We start from the raw sequence: 22,854 nt of genomic DNA, 5'->3' as shown, positions 1-22,854 counted from the left end.
TTACATTGTTGTTTTTGCCGGGTGGCGGCTACGCCTTACCCGGCCTACATTCTGTTCTCCCTCTCCCTGTGGGAGAGGGCCGGGGTGAGGGCATCAGGCCGCACCCAATCCGTTTAGAACATGGCCTTGCCATATTCCATGTCAGACGTACCAAAGTATTTCGCCAGCGTCTGGCCGATATCCGCAAAGGTTTCACGGTGGCCTAACGAACCCGGTTTTACTTTCGGCCCGTACACCAGCACCGGAATATGTTCACGTGTGTGGTCTGTGCCCGACCAGCTCGGGTCACAACCGTGGTCAGCGGTCAGGATCAGGATATCATCCTCGCCCACCAGCTTCATCAGCTCCGGCAGGCGGCGATCGAACAGTTCCAGACCCGCGGCATAACCGGCGATATCACGACGGTGGCCCCAGGAAGAGTCGAAATCAACGAAGTTCGTGAAGACAATCGTCTTGTCTCCGGCTTCTTTCATCTCTTTGAGGGTGGCATCAAACAGCGCATCCAGACCGGTGGCCTTCACTTTCTTAGTGATCCCGCAGTTGGCGTAGATGTCCGCGATTTTACCGACAGAGACAACATGACCGTCTTTTTCATCAACCAGTTTCTGCAATATGGTCGGCGCAGGCGGTTCAACGGCCAGATCGTGACGGTTACCGGTACGCTGGAAATTCCCCGCCTTGTCGCCAATAAACGGACGCGCGATGACACGACCGATGTTGTAGCCGCCTTCCGTCAGCTCTTCACGGGCGATTTCACACAGCTCGTACAGTCTGTCCAGACCAAAAGTCTCTTCGTGACAGGCAATCTGGAATACGGAGTCCGCGGAGGTATAGAAAATCGGCTTACCGGTTTTCATATGTTCTTCGCCCAGCTCATCCAGAATCACCGTACCGGAAGAGTGGCAGTTACCGAGATAACCCGGCAGGTTTGCACGTTTAACCAGTTTATCTAACAGCTCCTGCGGGAAGCTGTTTTCGTGGTCGCTGAAATAACCCCAGTCGAACAGAACCGGCACACCGGCGATTTCCCAGTGACCTGACGGCGTATCTTTACCGGAAGAGAGCTCATGCGCCCAGCCATAGGCGCCAATCACGTCTGCGTTGCCGTCCATACCGGCTGCGATTTTACCGGTGGAACCTTCATGCGCTTTCACTAGACCCAGACGAGTCAGGTTTGGCAGATTCAGTGGGCCTTTACGACCTTTGTCAGCCTCGCCTTTGGCACAGGCTTCTGCGATGTGACCCAGGGTGTCGGCGCCAACGTCGCCAAAGCGATCCGCGTCTTCCGTTGCCCCAATACCAAAGGAGTCCAGCACCATAATAAATGCACGTTTCATCTTGTTCTCCATTCATCTGCGCTGCAAAAAAGCGATCAGATCAGTATACCGTTATTCGGTAATACGACGATAGACCGTTGGTGTTATTTCAGGCGCGTTGTCGTCAAGGATAATTGCCGCTTTGACCGCTTTCGCCGCCTCCTGCCAGCTGGCTTCATCTTTCGCATGAATCACCGCCAGCGGCTGCTTCCCGTCTACGCTGTCGCCCAGACGCGCCATATCGGTAAAGCCGACGCTGTAATCAATGGTATCTGATGCCTGGCGACGACCGCCGCCCATCGAGACCACCGCCATACCCAGCGCACGGGTGTCCATCGCACTGACGAAACCTTCACTATCAGCATAAACCGCTTTGCTGAGCATTGCCGTCGGCAGGTACTTCGCGTAGTTCTCAACGAAATCGGTTGGTCCTTTCTGTGCGGCAACCATACGGCCAAAGACCTCTGCCGCTTTGCCGTTATCCAGCACTGCCTGCAGTTTGGCGCGCGCGTCAGCATCATCTTTCGCCAGCTTGCCGGAGATCAGCATTTCAACGCACAGCGCCATGGTGACATCAAACAGGCGCGGGTTACGGTATTCACCTGTCAGGAACTGCACCGCTTCGCGTACTTCCACCGCATTACCCGCGCTGGACGCCAGCACCTGGTTCATATCGGTCAGCAGTGCAGTCGTGCGCACGCCGGCACCGTTCGCAACGCCGACTATCGCTTCTGCAAGCGCTTCAGAGAGTTCGTAGGTCGGCATAAACGCGCCGCTGCCCACTTTCACATCCATGACTAACGCATCCAGACCTTCCGCCAGTTTTTTAGCGAGAATGGAGCCAGTAATCAGCGGGATGGAATCCACCGTCGCGGTGATATCTCGGGTGGCATAAAAACGTTTGTCCGCCGGGGCAAGCGAACTGGTCTGCCCAATAATCGCCACCCCCACGTCTTTAATAATTTCGCGGAAACGGTTGTCGTCCGGGAAGATATCGAACCCCGGGATCGCTTCCAGTTTGTCGAGCGTGCCGCCGGTATGACCCAGGCCGCGCCCGGAGATCATTGGAATGTAGCCGCCGCAGGCCGCCACCATTGGGCCAAGCATCAGCGACGTTACGTCACCCACGCCGCCGGTGGAGTGTTTATCGACGATGGGGCCGTTCAGATTCAGGCTCTTCCAGTCCAGTACGGTTCCTGAATCCCGCATTGCCATGGTGAGCGAAACGCGTTCTGGCATCGTCATATCGTGGAAGAAAATGGTCATCGCCAGAGCGGCAATCTGCCCTTCAGAGACAGTGTTATCGCGAATGCCATTGATAAAGAAGCGAATTTCTTCATCACTCAGCGCGTGACCATCACGTTTTTTACGAATAATTTCTTGTGCGAGAAACAAGGGAACCTCCGTGGGGAATCGGTGAATGGTGGCGGGTGGCGCTACGCTTACCCGCCTTACGATCCTGTAGGCCGGATAAGCGAAGCGTCATCCGGCAATGTCTGGCTTAGTAGCTGCTTGCGCTCTTACCGTCGCCGTGGCCCAGCGCTTTCAGCAGGCTCGCCAGCAGGCTGGAGGCACCAAAGCGATAGTGGCGAGAATCCGCCCAGTCAGCGCCGAACAGTTCATCGGCGATCGCAAGGAACTGCTGTGCATCTTCCGCAGTACGCACACCACCAGCCGGTTTGAAACCAACGGTTTTGGACACGCCCATATCACGGATCACTTCCATCATAATGCGCGCGCTTTCCGGCGTGGCGTTCACCGGCACTTTACCGGTTGAGGTTTTAATGAAGTCGGCTCCGGCTTTGATAGAGATTTCAGACGCTTTACGGATAAGCCGCTCTTCTTTCAGCTCACCGGTTTCGATGATCACTTTCAGCAGGACATTTGCCGCTGCACATGCGTCTTTACACGCTTTAACCAGATCAAAACCAACCTGTTCGTTACCGGCGATCAGCGCGCGGTACGGGAATACCACATCGACTTCATCTGCGCCGTAGGCAATCGCCGCGCGGGTTTCCGCCAGCGCAATTTCAATGTCGTCGTTGCCGTGCGGGAAGTTAGTGACGGTTGCAATACGAATTTCCGGCGTACCCTGCGCTTTCAGCGTCTTACGCGCAATCGGAATGAAACGCGGATAGATACAGATGGCTGCGGTGTTGCCAACCGGGGTTTTCGCCTGATGACACAATGCAATCACTTTTTCATTGGTGTCGTCGTCATTCAGGGTGGTCAGGTCCATCAGTTTCAGTGCGCGCAGGCTGCTTGCAGTTAAATCGGTCATAACATTCTCCAACGGCATCGCCGTAAAAATTTTCACCTTGCGAGTCTGTTAGTATTCTAACATTCACTCGCCATTACACTTCGATATACATCACAGTTAATGAAAACTACGTACAAATTTGCATTACTGTAATGAGATCAACTTCAAATAATCACCCTTTTCTGCTGCCTTCTTCACCACTCAGGCGCATCAGGATCAAAGGTAGCGCAACAACATCTTCCTACAATTCCGTCATGACCTTCGGCCGATAAAGGAAGCCCGATGACCACGACAAATGAATCCGCGCTGCAACAACGTTGCCAGCATATCGTCACCAGCCCGGTCCTGAGTCCGGAACAGAAACGCCATTTTCTCGCACTGGAAGCAGAGAACAATCTGCCCTACCCGGCACTTCCCGCCGACGCGCGCCAGGCGCTGGACGACGGGGTTATCTGCGATATGTTTGAAGGTCATGCGCCGTATAAGCCGCGCTATGTTCTTCCCGATTACGCCCGTTTTCTGGCTAACGGTTCAGCATGGCTGGAACTGGAAGGAGCAAAGGATCTGGACGATGCCTTGTCTCTGCTGACCATCCTCTACCACCACGTACCTTCCGTGACCTCGATGCCGGTTTACCTGGGGCAACTGGATTCGTTGCTGCAACCTTATGTTAGAATTCTAACACAAGAGGCGATCGATGAGCGAATAAAACGTTTCTGGCGCTATCTCGACAGCACCCTGCCAGACGCCTTTATGCACGCCAATATTGGCCCTGCTGATACCCCTGTAACCCGGGCAATTCTGCGTGCCGATGCCGAACTAAAGCAGGTGGCGCCTAACCTGACGTTTATCTACGATCCGGAAATCACGCCTGATGATTTATTGCTGGAAGTGGCAAAAAACATCTGTGAATGCAGTAAGCCACATATTTCCAACGGCCCAATAAATGATAAAATTTTCACAAAAGGACAGTATGGCATCGTCAGTTGTTACAACTCTCTGCCGCTTGCGGGCGGCGGTAGTACGTTGGTTCGCCTTAACCTGAAAGCCATCGCAGAGCGCAGCACCTCTGTCGATGACTTCTTTAGCCGCACGCTACCGCACTACTGCCAGCAACAAATTGCCATCATTGATGCGCGATGTGAGTTCCTCTATCAACAATCACATTTCTTTGAGAATAGCTTCCTGGTGCAGGAAGGTCTGATCGATCCGCAACGTTTTGTGCCGATGTTCGGGATGTACGGTCTGGCAGAAGCGGTAAACCTGCTGTGTGAAAAAGCAGGCATGAACGCACGCTATGGAAAAGATGAATCGGCAAACGATTTGGGGTATCGCATCAGCGCCCGGTTAGCGGATTTTGTTGAAAACACGCCGGTAAAATATGGCTGGCAACAGCGCGCGATGCTGCATGCTCAATCGGGGATCAGCTCAGATATCGGCACCACGCCGGGTGCGCGTTTGCCGTATGGTGATGAACCCGATCCGATTACCCATCTACAGACAGTCGCGCCCCATCACGCTCACTATCATTCCGGCATTAGCGATATCCTGACGCTTGATGAAACCATCAAGCGCAACCCACAGGCGCTGGTCCAGCTTTGCCTTGGGGCGTTTAAAGCAGGAATGCGGGAATTTACCGCCAACGTCAGCGGCAACGATCTGGTGCGTGTCACAGGATATATGGTGCGACTGTCAGACCTGGAAAAGTTTCGTGCCGAAGGTTCGCGAACCAATACCACCTGGCTGGGTGAAGAAGCCGCGCGCAATACGCGTATCCTCGAACGACAACCGCGTGTGATCGGTCATGAACAGCAGATGCGCTTTAGTCAGTAAAATTATCCCTTTCTCCTGTGTGGACGGGCCAGGCAGTCGTCTGGCCCTGTTTTTACAGGGGTGCAATCTGCGCTGCAAGAATTGCCACAACCCCTGGACAATGGGGCGCTGCAATAACTGCGGCGAATGCGTTCCCCACTGCCCGCACCAGGCGCTGAGCATGCGTGACGGCAACGTCATCTGGCAGGCCGATATCTGCGAACAGTGCGATACCTGTTTGCAAATGTGTCCTCAACAGGCGACGCCGATGGCGCAAACCCTGAGCGTGGATGATGTGCTGCGTCAGATCCGTAAAGCCTTCTTGTTTATTGAAGGCATTACCGTCAGCGGCGGCGAAGCCACAACGCAATTACCCTTTATTGTGGCGCTATTTACCGCCATCAAAACCGATCCGCAGTTACAGTCGCTCACCTGCCTGGTCGACAGCAACGGGCTGATGAGCGAAACCGGCTGGGAGAAATTGTTACCCGTGTGCGATGGCGTGATGCTCGATCTCAAAGCCTGGGATAGCGCAACCCACAAAACGCTTACCGGACGAGATAACACACAGATCAAGCACAGTATCACGCTGCTGGCGCAGCGCGGGAAACTGGCGGAACTGCGCCTGTTGGTGATTCCAGGCAAGGTGGATTATCTGCAACACAGTGACGCGCTCGCAGCATTTATCAAAAAACTGGGAGACATCCCGGTACGGCTGAATGCGTTTCATGCCCACGGGGTATACGGTGAAGCAAAAACCTGGCCGGGCGCGACGCCGCAAGAGGTAGAGACGCTGGCAAAGGCGTTGCGGGATCGCGGCGTGGATAATCTGATCTTTCCGGCGTTGTATTTATGACCTGCCGGATGGCGGCTGACGCCTTATCCGGCCTACAAATGCTACATATACAGACCGTAGACCTGATAAACGAAGCGCCATCAGGCATGCACCACCGGATGGCGGCTGACGCCTTATCCGGCCTACAAATGCTACATATACAGACCGTAGGCCTGATAAGCGAAGCGCCATCAGGCATGCACTACCGGATGGTGGCATCGCCTTATCCGGCCAATCAATCGTATGATCGCTTATACATCAAACAATGTGGTCGTATTGTGATACAGCGCCCCGGCAATCACATCTGCCGATTCCGAACGCAGTTCACACAACACGCGAAACACGCTGGCAGCCTGTTCCGGGCGATTCGGCTGTCCCTGAAAACCATTCAGCGGCATATCCGGGGCATCAGTTTCCAGTAGCAGGGCGTCCAGCGGCAGTCGCGCCATCACCTCACGGGTTTTACTGGCGCGAGGATAGGTAATGGTGCCGCCCACACCGATTTTGTATCCCAGTTGTACAAAACGTTCCGCCTGTTGCAGGCTTCCCGCGAAACCGTGAACCACACCGGTACGCGGCAGATCCTGACGCTTTAAATACATCGCCAGTTTGTCGTGAGTGCGGCGGGAATGGAGGATCACGGGTAAATCGTAGCGCTTTGCCAGTTGCAACTGCGCCTCAAGAAACTGTTCCTGTTTTGCGAACTGCGGATCATCGCGATAAAGATCCAGGCCTATCTCACCTACTGCGACAACTTTTGCCGGGCGAGCGGCCAGCGACTGCTGCAAACGGTCAAGATCCGCATGGCTATGTTGTTCAATCACGATAGGATGCAATCCCAGCGCAGCATACAGCGGCGAATAGCGTGTCGCTAACAACAGCACCCGGTCGAAATTTTCCGCTGCCGTGGCCGGAACAATAATCTTCTCTATACCCGCCTCGCCCGCACGTTCCAGACTGCGGATTTCATCTCCGGTGAAGGGGGGAAAATCAAAGTGACAATGGGTATCAATAAACCGGAAACTCACGCCAAATCCTCATGACTGAACGTGGTGTCGTTGGCCTGCGGCGCATCGCTCACCGCCGCCACATGGGTATCATTCGCAACCGGAGCCGGAGGGACAACCACAGGCGTTGGCATAACAACCGACGGCAGATGACGCAATAACGGCGGTTCTTCTGCCAGCAGTTTTCCGACAGTCGCCAGGAAATAGCGACCGCAGAGCCGCCCTACTTTATAGTCTTCACGCAGCGCAGGAATACGACTTCCCAGGGCCATGCTTTGCAGCGGTTTCGGCGGGTAGATTTCAAAGATCCTCAGCTTACCCGGCGGTTGTTCAATAAAGCGCTGAATTTCCGTATAGCTGGCTTCGTGATGCTGAACCAGATTCACCAGCGGTTGCAGGCTACTTTCGCCCAGCCAGCGTTCCATCCGTTTAAACCACTGCGGGGTGTAATACATTTGCGAAGGTACGGTGCGAATAACCACCAGCGTTTTCGCCCCTTGCTTCACCGCCTCGCGCACCGGAATAGCATCGCTGATCCCGCCATCCAGATAATTGATCCCTTCCAGCGACACACCGCTGCGATAAAAGCCCGGGATCGCGCTCGACGCGCGAATAATATCGAGCCAGTTTTGCTTCGTCGGCGAGAAGTAACCCGGCGTGTAGTCATCACCCCGACAGGCGCACATATAGAAATGCTTCCCGCTTTCAAACAAACGCACCGCTGTGTCCATTTGCAACGGCATCTGGCTGGATGTGGAATCCACCAGCCAGTCAAGATCGATGAGATTTCCGCCGCGTACAAAGCGCACCGGGTCAAAAAATTCACGTTTGGTGGTGTAGCGCATGATGACTTTGCGCCCATACCCCGGCTGGTTACAGAGATAGGCAGAGAGATTTTGCGCCCCCGCAGAGGTGCCATAGTAGAGATCGAAGGGATTAAATTGCGCGCGCATAAATTCATCCAGCACGCCAGCGGTGAATATCCCGCGCTGCCCGCCGCCTTCGCAGACCAACGCCAGGCGACCCGGTTTGAACTTTCTCAATGATAACGGCGCAATATTGCCGAGCGTGACGGGTATACGCTGCCCCACCTCTGCCTTCCTGTTTTTGATGTGTTATCACTCAAGGTAACGCACATTCTGGGCGGCTAAAACCGAAAAAGCCAGTCCGCTGGACTGGCTTAAAAGTAACAACGCTTTTCGGTTTAACTGCTAGGGCCGCTTACGACCTGTAAACAGGCTGACCAGGAAGAGAATAATCCCGACGACAAACACAATTTTTGCCGCCCATGCCGCAGTACCAGCCAGTCCACCAAATCCCAGAGCGGCGGCAATTAACGCGATAACCAGAAATATAATGCCCCAACGAAACATACGCTTCTCCTTTACCATAGTTAATGTCGACCGCCAGATATGAGCGCTCAGGCGTCTCTTTTACGATATTTTTAGTGTGGTGCACATTACGCCCCCCGACAAATATCGGGGGGAGAAATACGAAAAATTACTGAGCTTTCAGATCGTTTTTGACGCTTTTCACGCCATCAACGGCTTTTGCGATACTCTCAGCACGCTCAATTTGCGCCTGGGAATCGACGGTGCCGGAAAGCTGAACCACACCATCGGTCGTTTCAACTTTCACTTTGCGGGAAGGGACAATGTCATCAGCCAGCAGTTTTGCTTTGATCTCACTGGTCGTTGCAGTATCACCGGCATACCCTTTCACTGAGCTTTCTTTACTGTCACGCACGTGGAGTTTATCGCTGACGGAGGTCACGCCTTCAACGCCTTTCGCCACTTTCACAGCCTCTTCCGCCTGCGCCTGGCTTTCAACGAAGCCACTCAGCGTGACCACTTTCTGATCGGTTTTGACGGAAATATCGGTGCTCTTAATATTTTCATGATCCACCAGTGCGGCTTTCACTTTCGCAGTAATGGCGCTGTCATCCATGAAATTACCGACTTTATTCATAGAGCTATCGACTTTCTGCCCTGCACTTTCGGCGCCAGATTGCGCTTTATCCATTGCGGTGTTTTCTGCGTATGCAGAACCCGTTGCCACAGCGGAGGTCAACATCACGGCCAGCAGAGTTTTAGAAATCTTCAGTCTTGTCATAGTCATCGATTTATTCCTGTATGGTTTGCTCGTAATTTGAGCTCAGGCAACACGAGGTTGCATTGCTGAATACGGCGAAAAAAGTTCACCTAGTTCAGAAGTCAATGGCAGCGATCACAATCACGGTCATGACCTGTGAGAATGAAGGTTTGCCGAAAGCGCCTCTGACTCAGTTATTAATATCGCGACTACAATAAACATCAGCTTTAAGCACTTTACTTTACGCATTGAACGGTATTTAAAGCCGATATTTATGTCATCACTTTGTTAAATATAGATCACAATTTTGAAAAAGCGCGGCTGAGTGAACAAAAAACAACCAACCATAAGCAAAACAGAGGGATTTAAGAACATTCCGCAAGGGATTAAAAAGGCAGGAAAAGTGACAAGGCGCAGCGGATGCCGCGCCCTGAAAGGGATCAATGCTCGCGTGTCTTGCGGAACTGTACGTCAGGATAACGCTCTTGCGTCAGGTTGAGGTTCACCATCGTTGGCGCGATGTAGGTGAGGTTATCCCCACCATCTAGCGCCAGTTGAACTTCGTTCTTACGCTTAAACTCTTCGAATTTCTTCGCGTCTGCGCATTCCACCCAGCGTGCGGTCGCCACGTTGACGGACTCATAAATCGCCTCGACGTTGTATTCACTCTTCAGGCGGGCAACGACCACGTCAAATTGCAGAACCCCAACCGCGCCCACAATCAGATCGTTGTTGGCGACAGGACGGAACACCTGCACAGCACCTTCTTCCGAAAGCTGAACCAGGCCTTTCAGCAGTTGTTTCTGCTTCAGCGGATCTTTCAGGCGAATACGGCGGAACAGTTCCGGGGCAAAGTTCGGAATACCTGTGAACTTCATCATTTCGCCCTGGGTAAAGGTATCACCAATCTGGATCGTGCCGTGGTTATGCAGGCCGAGGATATCACCAGGGTAAGCTTCTTCCACATGCGAACGGTCGCCGGCCATAAAGGTTAGCGCGTCTGAGATGACCACGTCTTTGCCGATACGCACCTGGCGCATCTTCATGCCTTTTTCATACTTACCGGAAACCACACGCATAAATGCCACACGGTCACGGTGTTTCGGGTCCATGTTGGCCTGAATTTTGAAGACGAAACCGGTGAATTTCTCTTCTTTCGCTTCCACTACGCGGGTGTCTGTCTTGCGCGGCATCGGCGCAGGCGCCCACTCCACCAGGCCATCCAGCATATGGTCCACGCCAAAGTTACCCAGTGCGGTACCAAAGAAGACCGGAGTGATTTCGCCAGCAAGGAAGAGATCTTTGTCAAATTCGTTGGAAGCGCCTTTGACCAGTTCGAGCTCATCACGCAGTTGCTGCGCCAAATCCTCGCCCACAGCCGCATCGAGATCCGGGTTATCCAGACCTTTAACGATCCGCACTTCCTGGATGGTATGACCTTTACCTGTCTGATACAGATAGGTTTCATCTTTGTAGAGATGGTAAACCCCTTTGAACAACTTGCCGCAGCCAATCGGCCAGGTAATCGGCGCACAGCCGATTTTCAGCTCGTTCTCCACTTCGTCCAGCAACTCCATCGGATCACGGATATCGCGGTCGAGTTTGTTCATAAAGGTGAGGATCGGCGTATCACGCAGACGGGTAACTTCCATCAGCTTACGTGTACGATCTTCAACCCCTTTTGCGGCATCAATCACCATCAGACAGCAGTCCACCGCCGTCAGAGTACGATAGGTATCCTCGGAGAAGTCTTCGTGCCCCGGGGTATCCAGCAGGTTAACCAGGCAGTCATGATACGGAAACTGCATTACGGAGGTGGTGATGGAGATACCACGCTGTTTTTCCATCTCCATCCAGTCAGATTTTGCATGCTGGCTGGAGCCACGGCCTTTTACCGTACCTGCGGTCTGAATCGCCTGTCCGAACAGCAGCACCTTCTCAGTAATAGTGGTTTTACCGGCATCCGGGTGAGAAATAATGGCAAAAGTGCGGCGCTTGGCCACCTCCTGCAAATAAGGAGACAACGTCATAGTTCATTCTTCTTGAGTAAACGCGGCATCACGCCGCGCATGTTGAATACGAAAAATTGCGGCTATTTTACCCATCAATAGGGGGGAGGCAATCAGTGTTTACACAGGAGCTGCTCCAGTTCGTGTAATGACGTGACAGTCCAGGTGGGTTCGATGCCTTCAGGCCGCTCACGATGATGAGCGTTCAGCCAGCAGGTAGATAGCCCCGCGTTAATGCCGCCGAGAATATCCGATGCCGCAGTATCCCCGACCATAAGCACGCGAGAACGATCCGGGTTGCCCGCCTGCGCAAGCGCGTAATCAAAAATCTTCGGATCCGGCTTGGCCACGCCGACCTCTTCGGAAATCACCAGTAAATCAAAGTAGTCACGAAGTCCCGTGCGCTCCAGACGGATCTGCTGCAATGAGGTGAAACCGTTGGTAATAATGCCGATTTTGGTTTTCTCGCGAATCGCATTGAGTAGCGAAACGGCGCCAGGCAGCGGCGCGCAAATTTCAGCCATCGCATTCATAAAAGCATCGTTCAGCAGACCCGGCTCCACGTTTAACCGTTCAGCCCAACTCTGAAAGCGGGCGTGTTGAAGCTGTAATGATGTAATCGCGCCGTTTTGATAATCCACCCACAGTGGCTTATTGACGGCCTGGTAGTCCTGAAAATCTTCAGCGGTAAAGGTAATGCTATAGTCGAGAAACATCCGCTGTAGGCCGGTAAACGAGTCAAATGTGAACAGCGTTTCGTCGGCATCAAAGAAAATCCAGTCCCACTTCATCTTACACCTTCTCTTACATACTGATTGGCAGTGCCATTATGATGGCGTCCTCACGACCGTCAGCGGTCGGATAGTAATTGCGGCGAATCGTTGCCTCGTTAAAGCCTAAACTTTCGTACAGTGCGATGGCAGCAACGTTGGAAGCGCGAACCTCCAGCCACAGCGTCAGGACGCCGCGTTTTTCTAACTCATCAATGAGATGTTCTAACAGCGCTCTCCCAAGCCCCCGGCGCTGAAAATCGGGATCAACGGCAATGTTGAACAGCGTAGCTTCATCCAGCACGACCTGCGTAATCGCGAACGCCGCCATTCTCCCTTCAACCGTCAGTTGATAGTTGAGATAGCGTTCTCCCTGATTACTGGCAAAAGTCTGTTCACTCCAGGGAAACGCATGGGCGCGCTTTTCAATTTGAAAAGCGGCGGGTAAATCACGCTGAGTGAGGAAAGAAATCGTGTTCATGTGTGCAGATTTGTTGCCATAGTGCGGCGCGTGCCGCAGGGTTTGCCCGCAATTCATCAAATGCCGGTGTTGTAACCTGCGCGCCTTCAAGTGCCAGCGGTTCATCAGAACCTACTCGCCAGCTATTGCAACGGCTCCCCTCTGGTAGCATGGCAACGCGCTCTGGCGTCACCTGCAATACCTGATCAGGACTCAGGGTTAACGCACGCAGAATATCATTGACCAACGGATCGGTCAGCGGTGGCAGTGTTTCACCTACCATCACCAGACGAACATGTGCAGGAATGGAAATCGCGATCTCTCCCTGCAACGCGCCGGGGCGACGCAGCGACCACTGGGTTATACCCAGTTGCTGTAACTGCCAGTCTCGTCGGGTTGTCATAGCGAATCGCTCCTGTATTCAGGGGCGCAAATATAGCAAATTAGTCGAATAGACGCCATCAAACGTCTATAATCGCCCGCTGTATGAATTAAGGAGTTTTCCATGTCTGCTTTTACCCCGGCAAGTGAAGTCTTGCTGCGCCACAGTGATGATTTCGAACAAAGCCGTATTCTGTTTGCCGGAGACTTGCAGGATGACCTGCCCGCGCGCTTTGAAAGCGCGGCCAGCCACGTGCATACCCAACAGTTCCACCACTGGCAGGTGCTGAGCCGCCAGATGGGTGACAATGCGCGTTTTAGTCTTGTCGCACAAGCGGAAGACGTTGCCGGGTGCGACACCTTTATCTACTACTGGCCGAAAAATAAACCGGAAGCCCAGTTCCAGTTGATGAATATTTTGTCGCTACTGCCCGTTGGCACTGACATTTTCGTCGTTGGTGAAAACCGCAGTGGCGTGCGTAGCGCTGAGCAGATGCTGGCCGAATTTGCCCCATTGAACAAAGTCGACAGCGCGCGTCGTTGTGGCTTGTATCACGGTCGTCTGGAAAAACAACCCACTTTCGATGCAGAAAAATATTGGGATGAGTACCACGTTGACGGCCTGACGATCAAAACGTTGCCAGGCGTGTTCAGCCGTGATGGTCTCGATGTGGGTAGCCAGTTGCTGCTCTCCACTTTGACTCCACATACCAAAGGTAAAGTGCTGGATGTCGGCTGTGGTGCAGGCGTGCTTTCTGTCGCACTTGCCAGTCACTCTCCAAAAGTGCGTTTAACGCTCTGTGACGTTGCGGCTCCTGCTGTTGAAGCCAGCCGTGCGACGCTTGCCGCAAACGGTATTGAAGGTGATGTTTTTGCCAGCAACGTCTTCTCTGAAGTGACGGGTCGCTTTGATATGATCATCTCCAACCCCCCCTTCCACGACGGTATGCAAACCAGCCTCGACGCCGCGCAGAGCTTGATTCGCGGTGCGGTGCGCCACCTTAACAGTGGCGGCGAACTGCGTATCGTCGCTAACGCCTTCCTGCCGTATCCGCAGGTACTGGATGATACGTTTGGTTTTCATGAAGTGATCGCCCAGACCGGACGCTTTAAGGTTTATCGCTCGATCATGACCCGTCAGGCCAAAAAAATGTGATACACAATGACGGCTATGTGAGTGGCCGTTTTTGCAGCAATCACCGTCACACCGCGTAATTAACTATTGACGAATAGCTGAAAACCACTAGAATGCGCCTCCGTGGTAGCGATTCTTTTTAAGAATCGATGGTATGCGAAGGTGGCGGAATTGGTAGACGCGCTAGCTTCAGGTGTTAGTGTCCTTACGGACGTGGGGGTTCAAGTCCCCCCCCTCGCACCATAAACCACGTTGATATTGCTCGCACTGGGCGAAGGTGGCGGAATTGGTAGACGCGCTAGCTTCAGGTGTTAGTGTTCTTACGGACGTGGGGGTTCAAGTCCCCCCCCTCGCACCAACGAGGCGATATCAAAAAGTAAGATAACTGTGCGAAGGTGGCGGAATTGGTAGACGCGCTAGCTTCAGGTGTTAGTGTCCTTACGGACGTGGGGGTTCAAGTCCCCCCCCTCGCACCAATTATCTTGCATCCTTCTTTGCAGCACTTCTGATTCTCACCCTTGATTCCAGTTCATCATCACCAGCATCATTCCACCGAACAATGCCACGCACGATGGTAACAGTACAAAGTGCCGCAACTGTTTGTGGTAGAGCATGGCCGGGGTCAGTAGTAATCCTGATACGATAATGGCTTTCCATGCTTCAAGAGAAAGATCGGCAAACACCAGCCCGACGATCACAATCACTGGCAGTAAGACGCCCCAACCACTGCCCAGCGCCCGTTGCAACATGATTATCCCTCTCACACCAATAATGATAACCAATATCATATGATAAAATTTCTCATTTGTCAGTAAGCGATAGCGCTATTCCATTAGCTTTATTTAAGCATTGATGACATGAATTATTTAAGGTGATAAATTGCGCAGCAGTAAACGGATAAAGATGATAATGAGATATCCTACGCGAGCAGTTTCTGCCCCACCACCTTGCAATCCGAACAGTGTAATTGATTGATAAGTAATTAGTTAATGATATGACAGCACAATCCTGGCAAACCCTGCGCACTAAAAAATATCAACTCTCATTGCGGCTGTTTCTGATCCTCAACGCCATATCTGCATTGTTTGCTGTTGTCTTTCCAATCTATCCCAGCAAAACCGTTTCCCTCCCGGGATTCATCATTCTTGCACTGAGCACGATGCTACTGACATGGCATGTCAAATTCGCGAAAAAACGGATTAACCTTCCGGTCATTTCCGTGGTCTTTGGCGGGATGTGGGCAGCGCATATCCTGTTGAAGTATCATGAAATTCACGATCCTGATTCATCTTTTCTGCTGGTGGCACTGCTCACTGTGTTGTTTATTGGCTCAATCGCTTTTGCCAACAACATTGTCGCCTTCACGTTGCATTCGTTGCCGTCTGTACTGGCCTGTTTGTGGCTAAACGGAAGCGAACACGCGCTACGAATTCTCTATTTTATGGCGCTGCCAATGGTAGGAATTGCAATTCAGCATGTGATTCAAAAACGCTACGACGGCTTTGCTCAACAGTTGATGTTTAAACTGCTCGCGGAAAAAGAGACCCTGAACGACCTGAGCATGCTTGATCCATTGACGGGTTTGTACAATCGCCGAGGACTCCAGCATAAGCTGAAAACGCTGCGGGAACTGGACATGCATGATTATTACATCTTGCTGATCGATATCGACCATTTCAAAGCCTATAACGATCATTATGGCCATATGATGGGCGATCAGGTGTTGATCCGTGTCTCCGCGGCTATTCGTGACGCAGTCCGTTCACATGATGTTGTCGCCCGATTCGGTGGTGAAGAATTTATGGTTTTGTTGACGGCTGGCGACCCGCAGCATGCACGCGAAGCGGCGGAACGTATCCGCAAAAATGTTTACGATCTTGAAATTCCACATATGTTTAATGAAAGCGTCGCCAACAATGTCACAATCAGTATCGGAATTGCCCCTCTGATCGATCAGGATATTGAAGAGGCCATTATCCGCGCGGATAAAGCCCTCTACAAAGCCAAGCATCTGGGCCGAAATCATACTCTGGTCAGTGGCGACCCCGGCATCGCCTGATACGTCGCAGCACATTGAGGCCGGGGCAAGCGCAACAATGATAAAGATCTTGCTATCATCCTGACCTCTCGATAGGATTGGCAATCATTATCATTTAGATTGCTATCCATACTATGGCCCATCGCTCCGCGCCCCGCATTAATGATGTCATCTGGCAAACGCATCTACAGCCACAGATGCCTTCGCTGGCTGAAGCCGTGCGAGTAACCATCGCCCAAACGCGTGAGCATCTTCTTGACTTCATCCGTCTGGATGAACCTGCGCCACAACGCGCAATGACGCTGGCACAGTGGAGCCGTCCCAGTGAACTTAAGTCGTTGCTGGCAATTTATTCCGACCATATCTATCGCCACCACCCCACTCAGCCACGCGAAAATAAACCGCTGATCTCACTATGGGCGCAGTGGTATATCGGTCTGATGGTTCCCCCGCTAATGCTCGCCCTGCTGACGCAGGAGACGGCCATCGATGTTTCCCCCGAACACATCCATGTTGAGTTCCATGAAACGGGACGTGCAGCCTGCTTCTGGATTGATGTTCAGCAAGATTGCCGGCTCACCATTCAGTCACCACAAGCACGAATGGAGACACTGGTTAAACAGGCGCTGCTTCCCGTCATTCAGGCGCTTGAAGCAACGGGAGAGATAAATGGCAAACTTATCTGGAGCAATACCGGCTATTTGATTAACTGGTATCTCACCGAGATGAAACCCTTGTTGGGAGAAGCGTTATTGAATACGTTGCGCCAGCGTTGTTTTTTTGAAAAGCAGCTTTCTTGTGGTGCAGATAATCCGCTCTGGCGCACCGTTGTTTCTCGCGAAGGCATTCTGGTGCGCAGAACATGCTGTCAGCGTTATCGTCTACCAGACGTTCAACAGTGCGGTGACTGTACGTTAAAGTAAACAGGGAGCTTTCGCCCCCTGCCTGTCAGAGCGCAATCTGCTCGTTTTCGGTTTCTGAACGCTGTGCCTCATTTGCTTCCTGCTCCAGCAGTTGCTTCTCGTAAACCTTAAAGAACGGGAAATAGATGACTGCTGAAACCAGCGCCAAGAGGACAACCAGAATGGCGGCACGATAATCCCAACCCAATGCCCACGCCGCGCCTACGGGCGCCGGTGCAGTCCACGGCACAACCGAAATCACGCGACCAATCAGATCCAATTTCATTGCCGCCCACGCCAGCACAGCATTCACCATCGGTGCCAGCAGGAAAGGAATAAAGAATACCGGATTCATAACGATAGGCGTGCCGAAAATCACCGGCTCGTTAATATTGAAGATACTCGGCACCACACTCAATCGGCCGATGGAACGCAGATGCACGGAGCGACTACGCAGATAGCAAATCACCAGCCCCATTGTCGCACCGGATCCACCGATCACAATGAAGAACGTCCAGAAGGCTTCCATGAAAATATGCGGCAATGGGGCGCCCTGCGCCAGCGCCATCTGGTTCATGCCAAGATTGGTCAACCAGAACATTTGCAACATTCCAGAGACGATCGCCGCACCGTGAATCCCTGCAAACCACAGCAGATGGCCTATTAGCACTGCCAATAAAATAGCGGGCAGAGAATCCGCGGCTGATACCAAGGGTTTAAAGATAGCCATAATAGCTTGTGGGATGAGCATATCGAACTGAGCCTGAATCAGCAGACTCAGCGGATATAATGTCAGCACAACCACCAGTACAGGAATCAGCAGATCAAACGAGTTTTTGATCATCGGCGGTACCTGGTCGGGTAACCGTATGCCGATATTATGCGTCTTTAAAAAGCGCATCATTTCAACGCAGTAAATGGCCACCAGAATCGCTGTAAAAATCCCGGTCCCCCCAAGGCTATCCACAGGCAAAGTGCCTTTCGTTTTGGGCGCAGCCACCAGTAAGAAAGCCATAACAGAAAGCATGGCGCACATGAACGGATCCAATTGATGCGTTTTCACATAATGCTTTCCAAGGTTATAAGCGATGGCAGCACAAATGTAGATAGACATTATCCCCATCGTCATATCAAACGGTGTCAGGATCTGTCCTTCAAATTGTTTTGCCAGATCCAGCCATGCCCTGGCGAATCCCCAGGTGGTATCAGGTGAAAATGGGGGATAAGCAAAAACTAACAAAAACGATCCGACAATCATAAAAGGCATGGCGGAGATAAAACCATCACGGATCGCCATAACATGTCGCTGTGACGAAATGCGCCCGGCAACAGGACTGACATAGTTCTCGACAAACCGGAAAATCACATTAAAGACTGCATGGTTAGTGGATTTCATAATTGGCTCTTTTTATGTGATACAAAGGAAGTGACAACGTCAGTATCAATCGCGTAGCCCATGACTGCAACCGGTTACAGCAACCGGTTTCTGTGATTGTGAAGAGGATCGTAAAATCACTGATGTTACATGCTTGTTATATTAAAATATTTACCGCATTGTGTAACTTATGCCAAATTACGCTAACCGTTTTCTCTCAATGAGATTATGAGAGCCCGTATTCAGGAGAATAAAAATGAGTCTGCAATCTGTACGGCAATTTCTTGCTGAACATGCCCCTGATATTAAAATCATTGAATTAAATCAAAGTACCGCAACGGTAGACCTGGCAGCAAAAGCGCATAATGTACAACCTGGGCAGATAGCGAAAACCCTTTCGCTGAAGATAAAAGACACCATTATTTTGGTCGTTGCAAAAGGCGATGCTCGTCTTGACAATAAAAAACTCAAAAACACATTTGGCGCAAAAGCTCGTATGCTCAGTAGTGATGAAGTCGTCAATGCGACGGGACATCCTGTCGGCGGCGTATGCCCATTTGGACTGGAAACACCGCTACCGGTTTATTGCGATATTTCGCTGAAATCCTATACGGAAGTCTTACCGGCAGCAGGAGCCATCCACAGTGCGATACGCATCTCGCCAGAACGCATGGCAGAACTCACCTCTGCAACCTGGGTTGATGTCTGTCAGTAAATATCGCTTAAGGTATGGTTGCCAGATAATTTTCTGGCAGCTAGAGAAAAATATCAGCCGCATTCAGTAAACCGGCGTCTGAACTAACGCCCAGTTTCGACATTACATTAAATTTGTGCGCACGGATGGTTTTAATGTTTCGTTCCAGCTCAATGGCTATTTGCGGCATGGAATATCCATGTGACATGAAACGCAAAATTTCACGCTCTGTCGGACTCAGCATCCGACTCTGATTGAGATACCAGAGATTGCTGTTCGTTTCGTTGATTCGACGTATTCCATTGAGGGCATCAAATAGTGCCTCCTGCAATGCATCCAGCGTCGTGGTCTTACTCAGCACACCATCTAAGGGAGAAGGAGACAACGCGCCGATTAAACGCGCTTCAACATCGTCATCCGCAATAACCAGACGACGCATGCCAGGATGGTTTTCCGCCAGTTCACTCAGGCACAGTAAACCGACCCGCCGATCTTTTCTGTTTGAGGAGAGAGAAAAAATCACGGCAGAAAAAGTAGTCGTGGTTAACGCCTCCTGAAAATCATCCTTAGTCAAATAAAGGTGTAATTTATAGCGGTTATCAGGGCTTGTATTAAATAAACTCTGAATACCAATACCACTCATGACACATTTTTCTACGAGTGCGACATTTCGTGTATAGTCTCGGTTTTCCATTCCGTGGTCTCTCCATATACAGAAGGTAAGTTCAACTCTCTTAATCCTTGAGAACTGTTAATCCAGGCATACATCTCAGCATTGCTGTGTATTGCTAACCGACGCATTGCACTGTTTTTTTGAGCGCTAATGGTTTTATTACTTTTCTTCAGTAATGCCGCAATCTGGTTGATTCCCCAGCCTTTCCCTAGCAGTCGAAGGACTTTTCTCTCTGACAATGTCAGGGTACTCATGATTCCCATCGGCTCGATATGCACTGGCGCTAACAACATACTGCTGATTTTATCAGGGCTGTTGTATCCCGAGCGAATGGTGTTCACCAGGCTCTCAATGGGCTCAACGTCAGAAAGTAGCGTACTGGACGGACACATCAGCAATTCGACAGCCTGCGCGTAATAAGAGCGCGACACCAGAAAAACCCAGTGGATTTCACGGTATTGAACAAGCAAGGCATTAAATCGCTCGCAGACACTACGCGGATTCTGGCAGTCCCCGGTGAGGTCCACGACGATGGAGTCCGCCCTACGCAGCAGTACTGGCGTGAGTTCATTGACAGAATGACAAGACGTCAACTCATAATCCGGGAAATGCAGATGCATAATCCCATACAGACCTGATTGCATTACAGGGACTTTACTGATGATAATTCCGTTTTTGCAGCGTCCTGGCAGCATATATTCTCCACACCTCATATATCAGTCTGTTATTCATATATCGCTTAGCAACTCATACATACGTCGGCGAAATACAAAAACAAGAAACGATAGATTATATGAATGATTTATCCTTGATGTTTTTAATGTAGATTCCGAACGAGGCGGTATACAGCTCGTATATAGTATATTGCAGCCGACCTTTGTCAATAATCAACCATAGCTCCAGAACCGGAGCTTTAAATAATCCTATTATATTGCATGGCGTTACCCGTCCAAAATTAGACAATTTAGCTCTTCTTAATAAACTCCCGATATGATTTTGGCGACATCGTTGAATGTTTTTTAAAAAAACGAGAAAAATAAGTTACATCATTAAACCCCAAATAATCAGAAACTTGACTCACGGTCATGCGGGTATATTGCAGGCTGCGTTTGGCTTCGAGCATTAGTCGTTGATGTAATACAAGTAATGCACTGCAATGATGAAATTCACGGCACAATTGATTCAGATAATTCGCAGAGAGTCCGATCCTGCGGGCATATTCTGACACAGGAAGATACTCACGATAATGACTCTCTATCTGTCGGGTAAAAAGGCGCATTGCGCTCTGCCGCCGCGCGAAGATATCGCTTTGCTGATTTTCCGTCCGATATTGTCGACGAAGCCAGACCAGCAGCGCACCCAGTAAAGAGAACAACATCATTTCCCGTGCCTCATTATCCGTCTGATACTCCTTTTGCAACGCTGAAAAAAGCGTATGGATATGGCGTCGTGATTGCCCAACGGGTACGCACTGCGGGGTATCCAGCAGTGACAGTGGCTGCGGGAACTGAGATTCGAGTTGGGCAATCAACGGCAATGCCAGAGAGAGTACATAGCCCTGTGTGCCGGGCGAAAAACGGAAACCATGAACGTAAAGTGAAGGGACGACCTGAATACAGGCATCACGCATCAGGATTGTTTGTCCCTCCATTTCAATGGTCGCCTCTCCCCGGTGCAGATAAAGCAACTGGACGATTTCTGCATGCTGGTGAACCTGAATATGCCATTCATACAAACTGCTGCGCTCATGAATCGATTCGCAGTGCAGCAATTCAGGCGTAGGCCATCCCTGAAGCTCGCCGTACAGCTTGAAAACAGGTATCGCCTCACCAGAACGCATTCTTCTTCCTCATCACTCACCCACCGCCTCGTAAGGCAGTCCAACATAGTTTTCCGCGATGGTCGTCAATCCTGCCTCGGACCCCAGATAATACTGACGATCGGCTTCCTGCATCTTGCGATCAAAGTCGCTCTTATCCTGAAAATCGTGCAGCAGATGGGTCATAAACCAACTGAACCGCTCTCCCTTCCATACCCGGTTTAACGCCAGTCGGGAATAGGTTTCCAGCAGGTCGCTACGTCCGCGTTGATAGAACTGCGCCAAAATACGCCACAGGTAATTCACATCAGATGCGGCAAGATTCAACCCTTTCGCTCCGGTAGGCGGAACGATGTGTGCAGCATCGCCGACCAGGAAAAGCTTGCCGTACTGCATCGGCTCCACCACATAGCTGCGTAACGGCGCGATACTCTTTTCCAGTGAGTGACCAGTCACTAACTTAGTACTAAGTTCATCCGGAAGACGCCGTTTCAGCTCGCTCCAGAAGCGTTCATCACTCCAGGATTCAACCTGCTCGCTAAGTGGCACCTGCAAATAGTAACGACTTCTTGTTAGTGAGCGCTGACTACAAAGTACAAAACCCCGCTCATGGTGCGCATAAATCAATTCAGGATTGACCGGCGGCGTATCTGCAAGCAACCCCAACCAGCCAAATGGCCAGACACTTTCGTACTCGCGAATCACATCACGCGGAATACTTTGACGGGAAACGCCATGGAATCCGTCACATCCGGCGATAAAATCACAATCAATGCGGCATCGTTCGCCCTCTTTTTCGAACGTGACAAAAGGATGGTCACTTTTGGCATCATGAATTTGTACCTGACGGACGCCATAAATCGTGGGGGCGCCACAGTCGCTGCGCGCCCGCATCAGATCACGTGTGACTTCTGTCTGCCCATACACCATCACGCTTTTACCCCCCGTTAATTCGCTTAACGCCACGGGGATGCGTTGACCGTCAAAAATAAACTCAACGCCGTGATGAACCAGACCCTCTTTGTCCATACGCTGTGCAACATTTGCTTCACGAAGGAGATCGACGGTTCCACTCTCCAGTATCCCGGCCCGGATCCGGCCAAGCACATACTCTGGCGTCTGACGCTCAATAATCAGCGTGCGGATCCCCGCCTTATGTAGCAATTGTCCCAGCAATAACCCGGAAGGTCCTGCGCCAATAATGACGACCTGCGTTTTCATCGCGTCTCCTGTCTGCATCGTTGATTATTTGTTTAAATAATGTTTAACAAAAGTTT

At 51.3% G+C, this 22,854-nt stretch carries 23 protein-coding genes and 3 tRNA genes; 9 read left to right on the top strand and 17 right to left on the bottom strand.

The features are described 5' to 3' along the window. Window positions 1-113 precede the first annotated feature (113 nt). The 3 genes from deoB to deoC form a co-directional block, all read right to left on the bottom strand. The gene (gene deoB, locus WB371_RS08265) at window positions 114-1,337 is read right to left on the bottom strand and encodes a phosphopentomutase (protein WP_336219596.1); all 1,224 of its coding nucleotides are present in this window, start codon (window positions 1,335-1,337) and stop codon (window positions 114-116) included. Window positions 1,338-1,388: 51 nt separating this feature from the next. Beyond that, entirely contained in the window at window positions 1,389-2,711 is a 1,323-nt protein-coding gene (gene deoA, locus WB371_RS08260; RefSeq protein ID WP_336219595.1) for a thymidine phosphorylase, read from the bottom strand. 106 nt (window positions 2,712-2,817) lie between these two features. Beyond that, complete coding sequence (gene deoC, locus WB371_RS08255; protein WP_336219594.1) at window positions 2,818-3,597, bottom strand: deoxyribose-phosphate aldolase; 780 nt, start codon at window positions 3,595-3,597, stop codon at window positions 2,818-2,820. A 261-nt stretch (window positions 3,598-3,858) separates the two neighbouring features. Here deoC and WB371_RS08250 point away from each other — a divergent pair, with 261 nt between their 5' ends. Together WB371_RS08250 and WB371_RS08245 are read left to right on the top strand one after the other, a co-directional pair. After that, window positions 3,859-5,409, top strand: a complete 1,551-nt coding sequence (locus WB371_RS08250; RefSeq protein ID WP_336219593.1) for a YjjI family glycine radical enzyme — start codon at window positions 3,859-3,861, stop codon at window positions 5,407-5,409. Further along, the gene (locus WB371_RS08245) at window positions 5,381-6,244 is read left to right on the top strand and encodes a YjjW family glycine radical enzyme activase (RefSeq protein WP_336219592.1); all 864 of its coding nucleotides are present in this window, start codon (window positions 5,381-5,383) and stop codon (window positions 6,242-6,244) included. Before WB371_RS08250 ends, WB371_RS08245 begins: the two co-directional genes overlap by 29 nt. A 230-nt stretch (window positions 6,245-6,474) precedes the next feature. Here WB371_RS08245 and WB371_RS08240 read toward each other — a convergent pair whose 3' ends face one another. The 8 genes from WB371_RS08240 to WB371_RS08205 form a co-directional block, all read right to left on the bottom strand. Beyond that, window positions 6,475-7,251 (bottom strand): metal-dependent hydrolase, encoded by a 777-nt coding sequence (locus tag WB371_RS08240; protein ID WP_336219591.1) that lies wholly within the window; start codon window positions 7,249-7,251, stop codon window positions 6,475-6,477. Beyond that, window positions 7,248-8,321, bottom strand: a complete 1,074-nt coding sequence (locus tag WB371_RS08235; protein ID WP_336219590.1) for a patatin family protein — start codon at window positions 8,319-8,321, stop codon at window positions 7,248-7,250. The genes WB371_RS08240 and WB371_RS08235 overlap by 4 nt, the downstream gene beginning before the upstream one ends. 120 nt (window positions 8,322-8,441) lie before the next feature. After that, entirely contained in the window at window positions 8,442-8,603 is a 162-nt protein-coding gene (locus WB371_RS08230; RefSeq protein WP_071883711.1) for a DUF1328 domain-containing protein, read from the bottom strand. 127 nt (window positions 8,604-8,730) lie between these two features. Further along, window positions 8,731-9,348 carry a molecular chaperone OsmY gene (osmY, locus tag WB371_RS08225; protein WP_336219589.1) on the bottom strand — a complete coding sequence of 206 codons (618 nt, stop codon included), beginning with the start codon at window positions 9,346-9,348 and terminating at the stop codon, window positions 8,731-8,733. Between the two features lie 413 nt (window positions 9,349-9,761). Then, window positions 9,762-11,351, bottom strand: a complete 1,590-nt coding sequence (prfC, locus tag WB371_RS08220) for a peptide chain release factor 3 (RefSeq protein WP_336219588.1) — start codon at window positions 11,349-11,351, stop codon at window positions 9,762-9,764. Between the two features lie 92 nt (window positions 11,352-11,443). Next, window positions 11,444-12,121, bottom strand: coding sequence for a pyrimidine 5'-nucleotidase (yjjG, locus tag WB371_RS08215; RefSeq protein WP_336219587.1), 678 nt, complete (start codon window positions 12,119-12,121; stop codon window positions 11,444-11,446). 13 nt (window positions 12,122-12,134) lie between these two features. After that, on the bottom strand, window positions 12,135-12,581 hold the full coding sequence (rimI, locus tag WB371_RS08210) for a ribosomal protein S18-alanine N-acetyltransferase (protein ID WP_336219586.1): 447 nt from the start codon (window positions 12,579-12,581) through the stop codon (window positions 12,135-12,137). Beyond that, window positions 12,550-12,963 carry a DNA polymerase III subunit psi gene (locus WB371_RS08205; protein ID WP_336219585.1) on the bottom strand — a complete coding sequence of 138 codons (414 nt, stop codon included), beginning with the start codon at window positions 12,961-12,963 and terminating at the stop codon, window positions 12,550-12,552. The genes rimI and WB371_RS08205 overlap by 32 nt, the downstream gene beginning before the upstream one ends. A 102-nt stretch (window positions 12,964-13,065) precedes the next feature. Here WB371_RS08205 and rsmC point away from each other — a divergent pair, with 102 nt between their 5' ends. The 4 genes from rsmC to WB371_RS08185 all read left to right on the top strand — a co-directional run bounded on the left by rsmC (window position 13,066) and on the right by WB371_RS08185 (window position 14,552). Beyond that, entirely contained in the window at window positions 13,066-14,097 is a 1,032-nt protein-coding gene (gene rsmC, locus WB371_RS08200) for a 16S rRNA (guanine(1207)-N(2))-methyltransferase RsmC (protein ID WP_336219584.1), read from the top strand. A gap of 135 nt (window positions 14,098-14,232) precedes the next feature. Then, a tRNA-Leu gene (locus WB371_RS08195) sits at window positions 14,233-14,319 on the top strand. A 28-nt stretch (window positions 14,320-14,347) separates the two neighbouring features. After that, a tRNA-Leu gene (locus WB371_RS08190) sits at window positions 14,348-14,434 on the top strand. Window positions 14,435-14,465: 31 nt separating this feature from the next. Then, a tRNA-Leu gene (locus WB371_RS08185) sits at window positions 14,466-14,552 on the top strand. A 36-nt stretch (window positions 14,553-14,588) separates the two neighbouring features. Here WB371_RS08185 and WB371_RS08180 read toward each other — a convergent pair. After that, window positions 14,589-14,825, bottom strand: coding sequence for a DUF1435 domain-containing protein (locus WB371_RS08180; RefSeq protein WP_336219583.1), 237 nt, complete (start codon window positions 14,823-14,825; stop codon window positions 14,589-14,591). 245 nt (window positions 14,826-15,070) lie between these two features. On the opposite strand from WB371_RS08180, the gene WB371_RS08175 reads away from it, so the two are divergent. Then, window positions 15,071-16,135, top strand: coding sequence for a GGDEF domain-containing protein (locus tag WB371_RS08175; RefSeq protein ID WP_336219582.1), 1,065 nt, complete (start codon window positions 15,071-15,073; stop codon window positions 16,133-16,135). Window positions 16,136-16,248: 113 nt separating this feature from the next. Further along, a complete protein-coding gene (gene fhuF, locus WB371_RS08170; protein WP_336219581.1) occupies window positions 16,249-17,037 on the top strand; it encodes a siderophore-iron reductase FhuF in 789 nt (262 codons plus the stop codon). A gap of 25 nt (window positions 17,038-17,062) precedes the next feature. Here fhuF and WB371_RS08165 read toward each other — a convergent pair whose 3' ends face one another. Next, complete coding sequence (locus tag WB371_RS08165; RefSeq protein WP_336219580.1) at window positions 17,063-18,412, bottom strand: PTS sugar transporter subunit IIC; 1,350 nt, start codon at window positions 18,410-18,412, stop codon at window positions 17,063-17,065. Between the two features lie 235 nt (window positions 18,413-18,647). On the opposite strand from WB371_RS08165, the gene WB371_RS08160 reads away from it, so the two are divergent. Then, a complete protein-coding gene (locus WB371_RS08160; protein WP_336219579.1) occupies window positions 18,648-19,106 on the top strand; it encodes a YbaK/EbsC family protein in 459 nt (152 codons plus the stop codon). Between the two features lie 40 nt (window positions 19,107-19,146). Here the strand turns inward: WB371_RS08160 and bglJ are convergent, their stop codons facing one another. From bglJ to pobA, 4 genes are all read right to left on the bottom strand, one after another. After that, window positions 19,147-19,779, bottom strand: a complete 633-nt coding sequence (gene bglJ, locus WB371_RS08155) for a DNA-binding transcriptional activator BglJ (protein ID WP_336219578.1) — start codon at window positions 19,777-19,779, stop codon at window positions 19,147-19,149. Next, a complete protein-coding gene (locus WB371_RS08150) occupies window positions 19,740-20,453 on the bottom strand; it encodes a response regulator transcription factor (protein WP_336219577.1) in 714 nt (237 codons plus the stop codon). Before WB371_RS08150 ends, bglJ begins: the two co-directional genes overlap by 40 nt. 269 nt (window positions 20,454-20,722) lie before the next feature. Next, window positions 20,723-21,598, bottom strand: a complete 876-nt coding sequence (locus WB371_RS08145; RefSeq protein WP_336219576.1) for a helix-turn-helix domain-containing protein — start codon at window positions 21,596-21,598, stop codon at window positions 20,723-20,725. A 12-nt stretch (window positions 21,599-21,610) separates the two neighbouring features. Then, a complete protein-coding gene (gene pobA / locus WB371_RS08140) occupies window positions 21,611-22,798 on the bottom strand; it encodes a 4-hydroxybenzoate 3-monooxygenase (protein ID WP_336219575.1) in 1,188 nt (395 codons plus the stop codon). Window positions 22,799-22,854 lie beyond the last annotated feature (56 nt).

Source organism: Citrobacter amalonaticus, assembly GCF_037053465.1.
GTDB lineage: Bacteria > Pseudomonadota > Gammaproteobacteria > Enterobacterales > Enterobacteriaceae > Citrobacter_A > Citrobacter_A amalonaticus_H.
The sequence above is the reverse complement of the archived record's forward strand: the minus strand, read 5'-3'. Positions and strand labels throughout refer to the sequence as shown.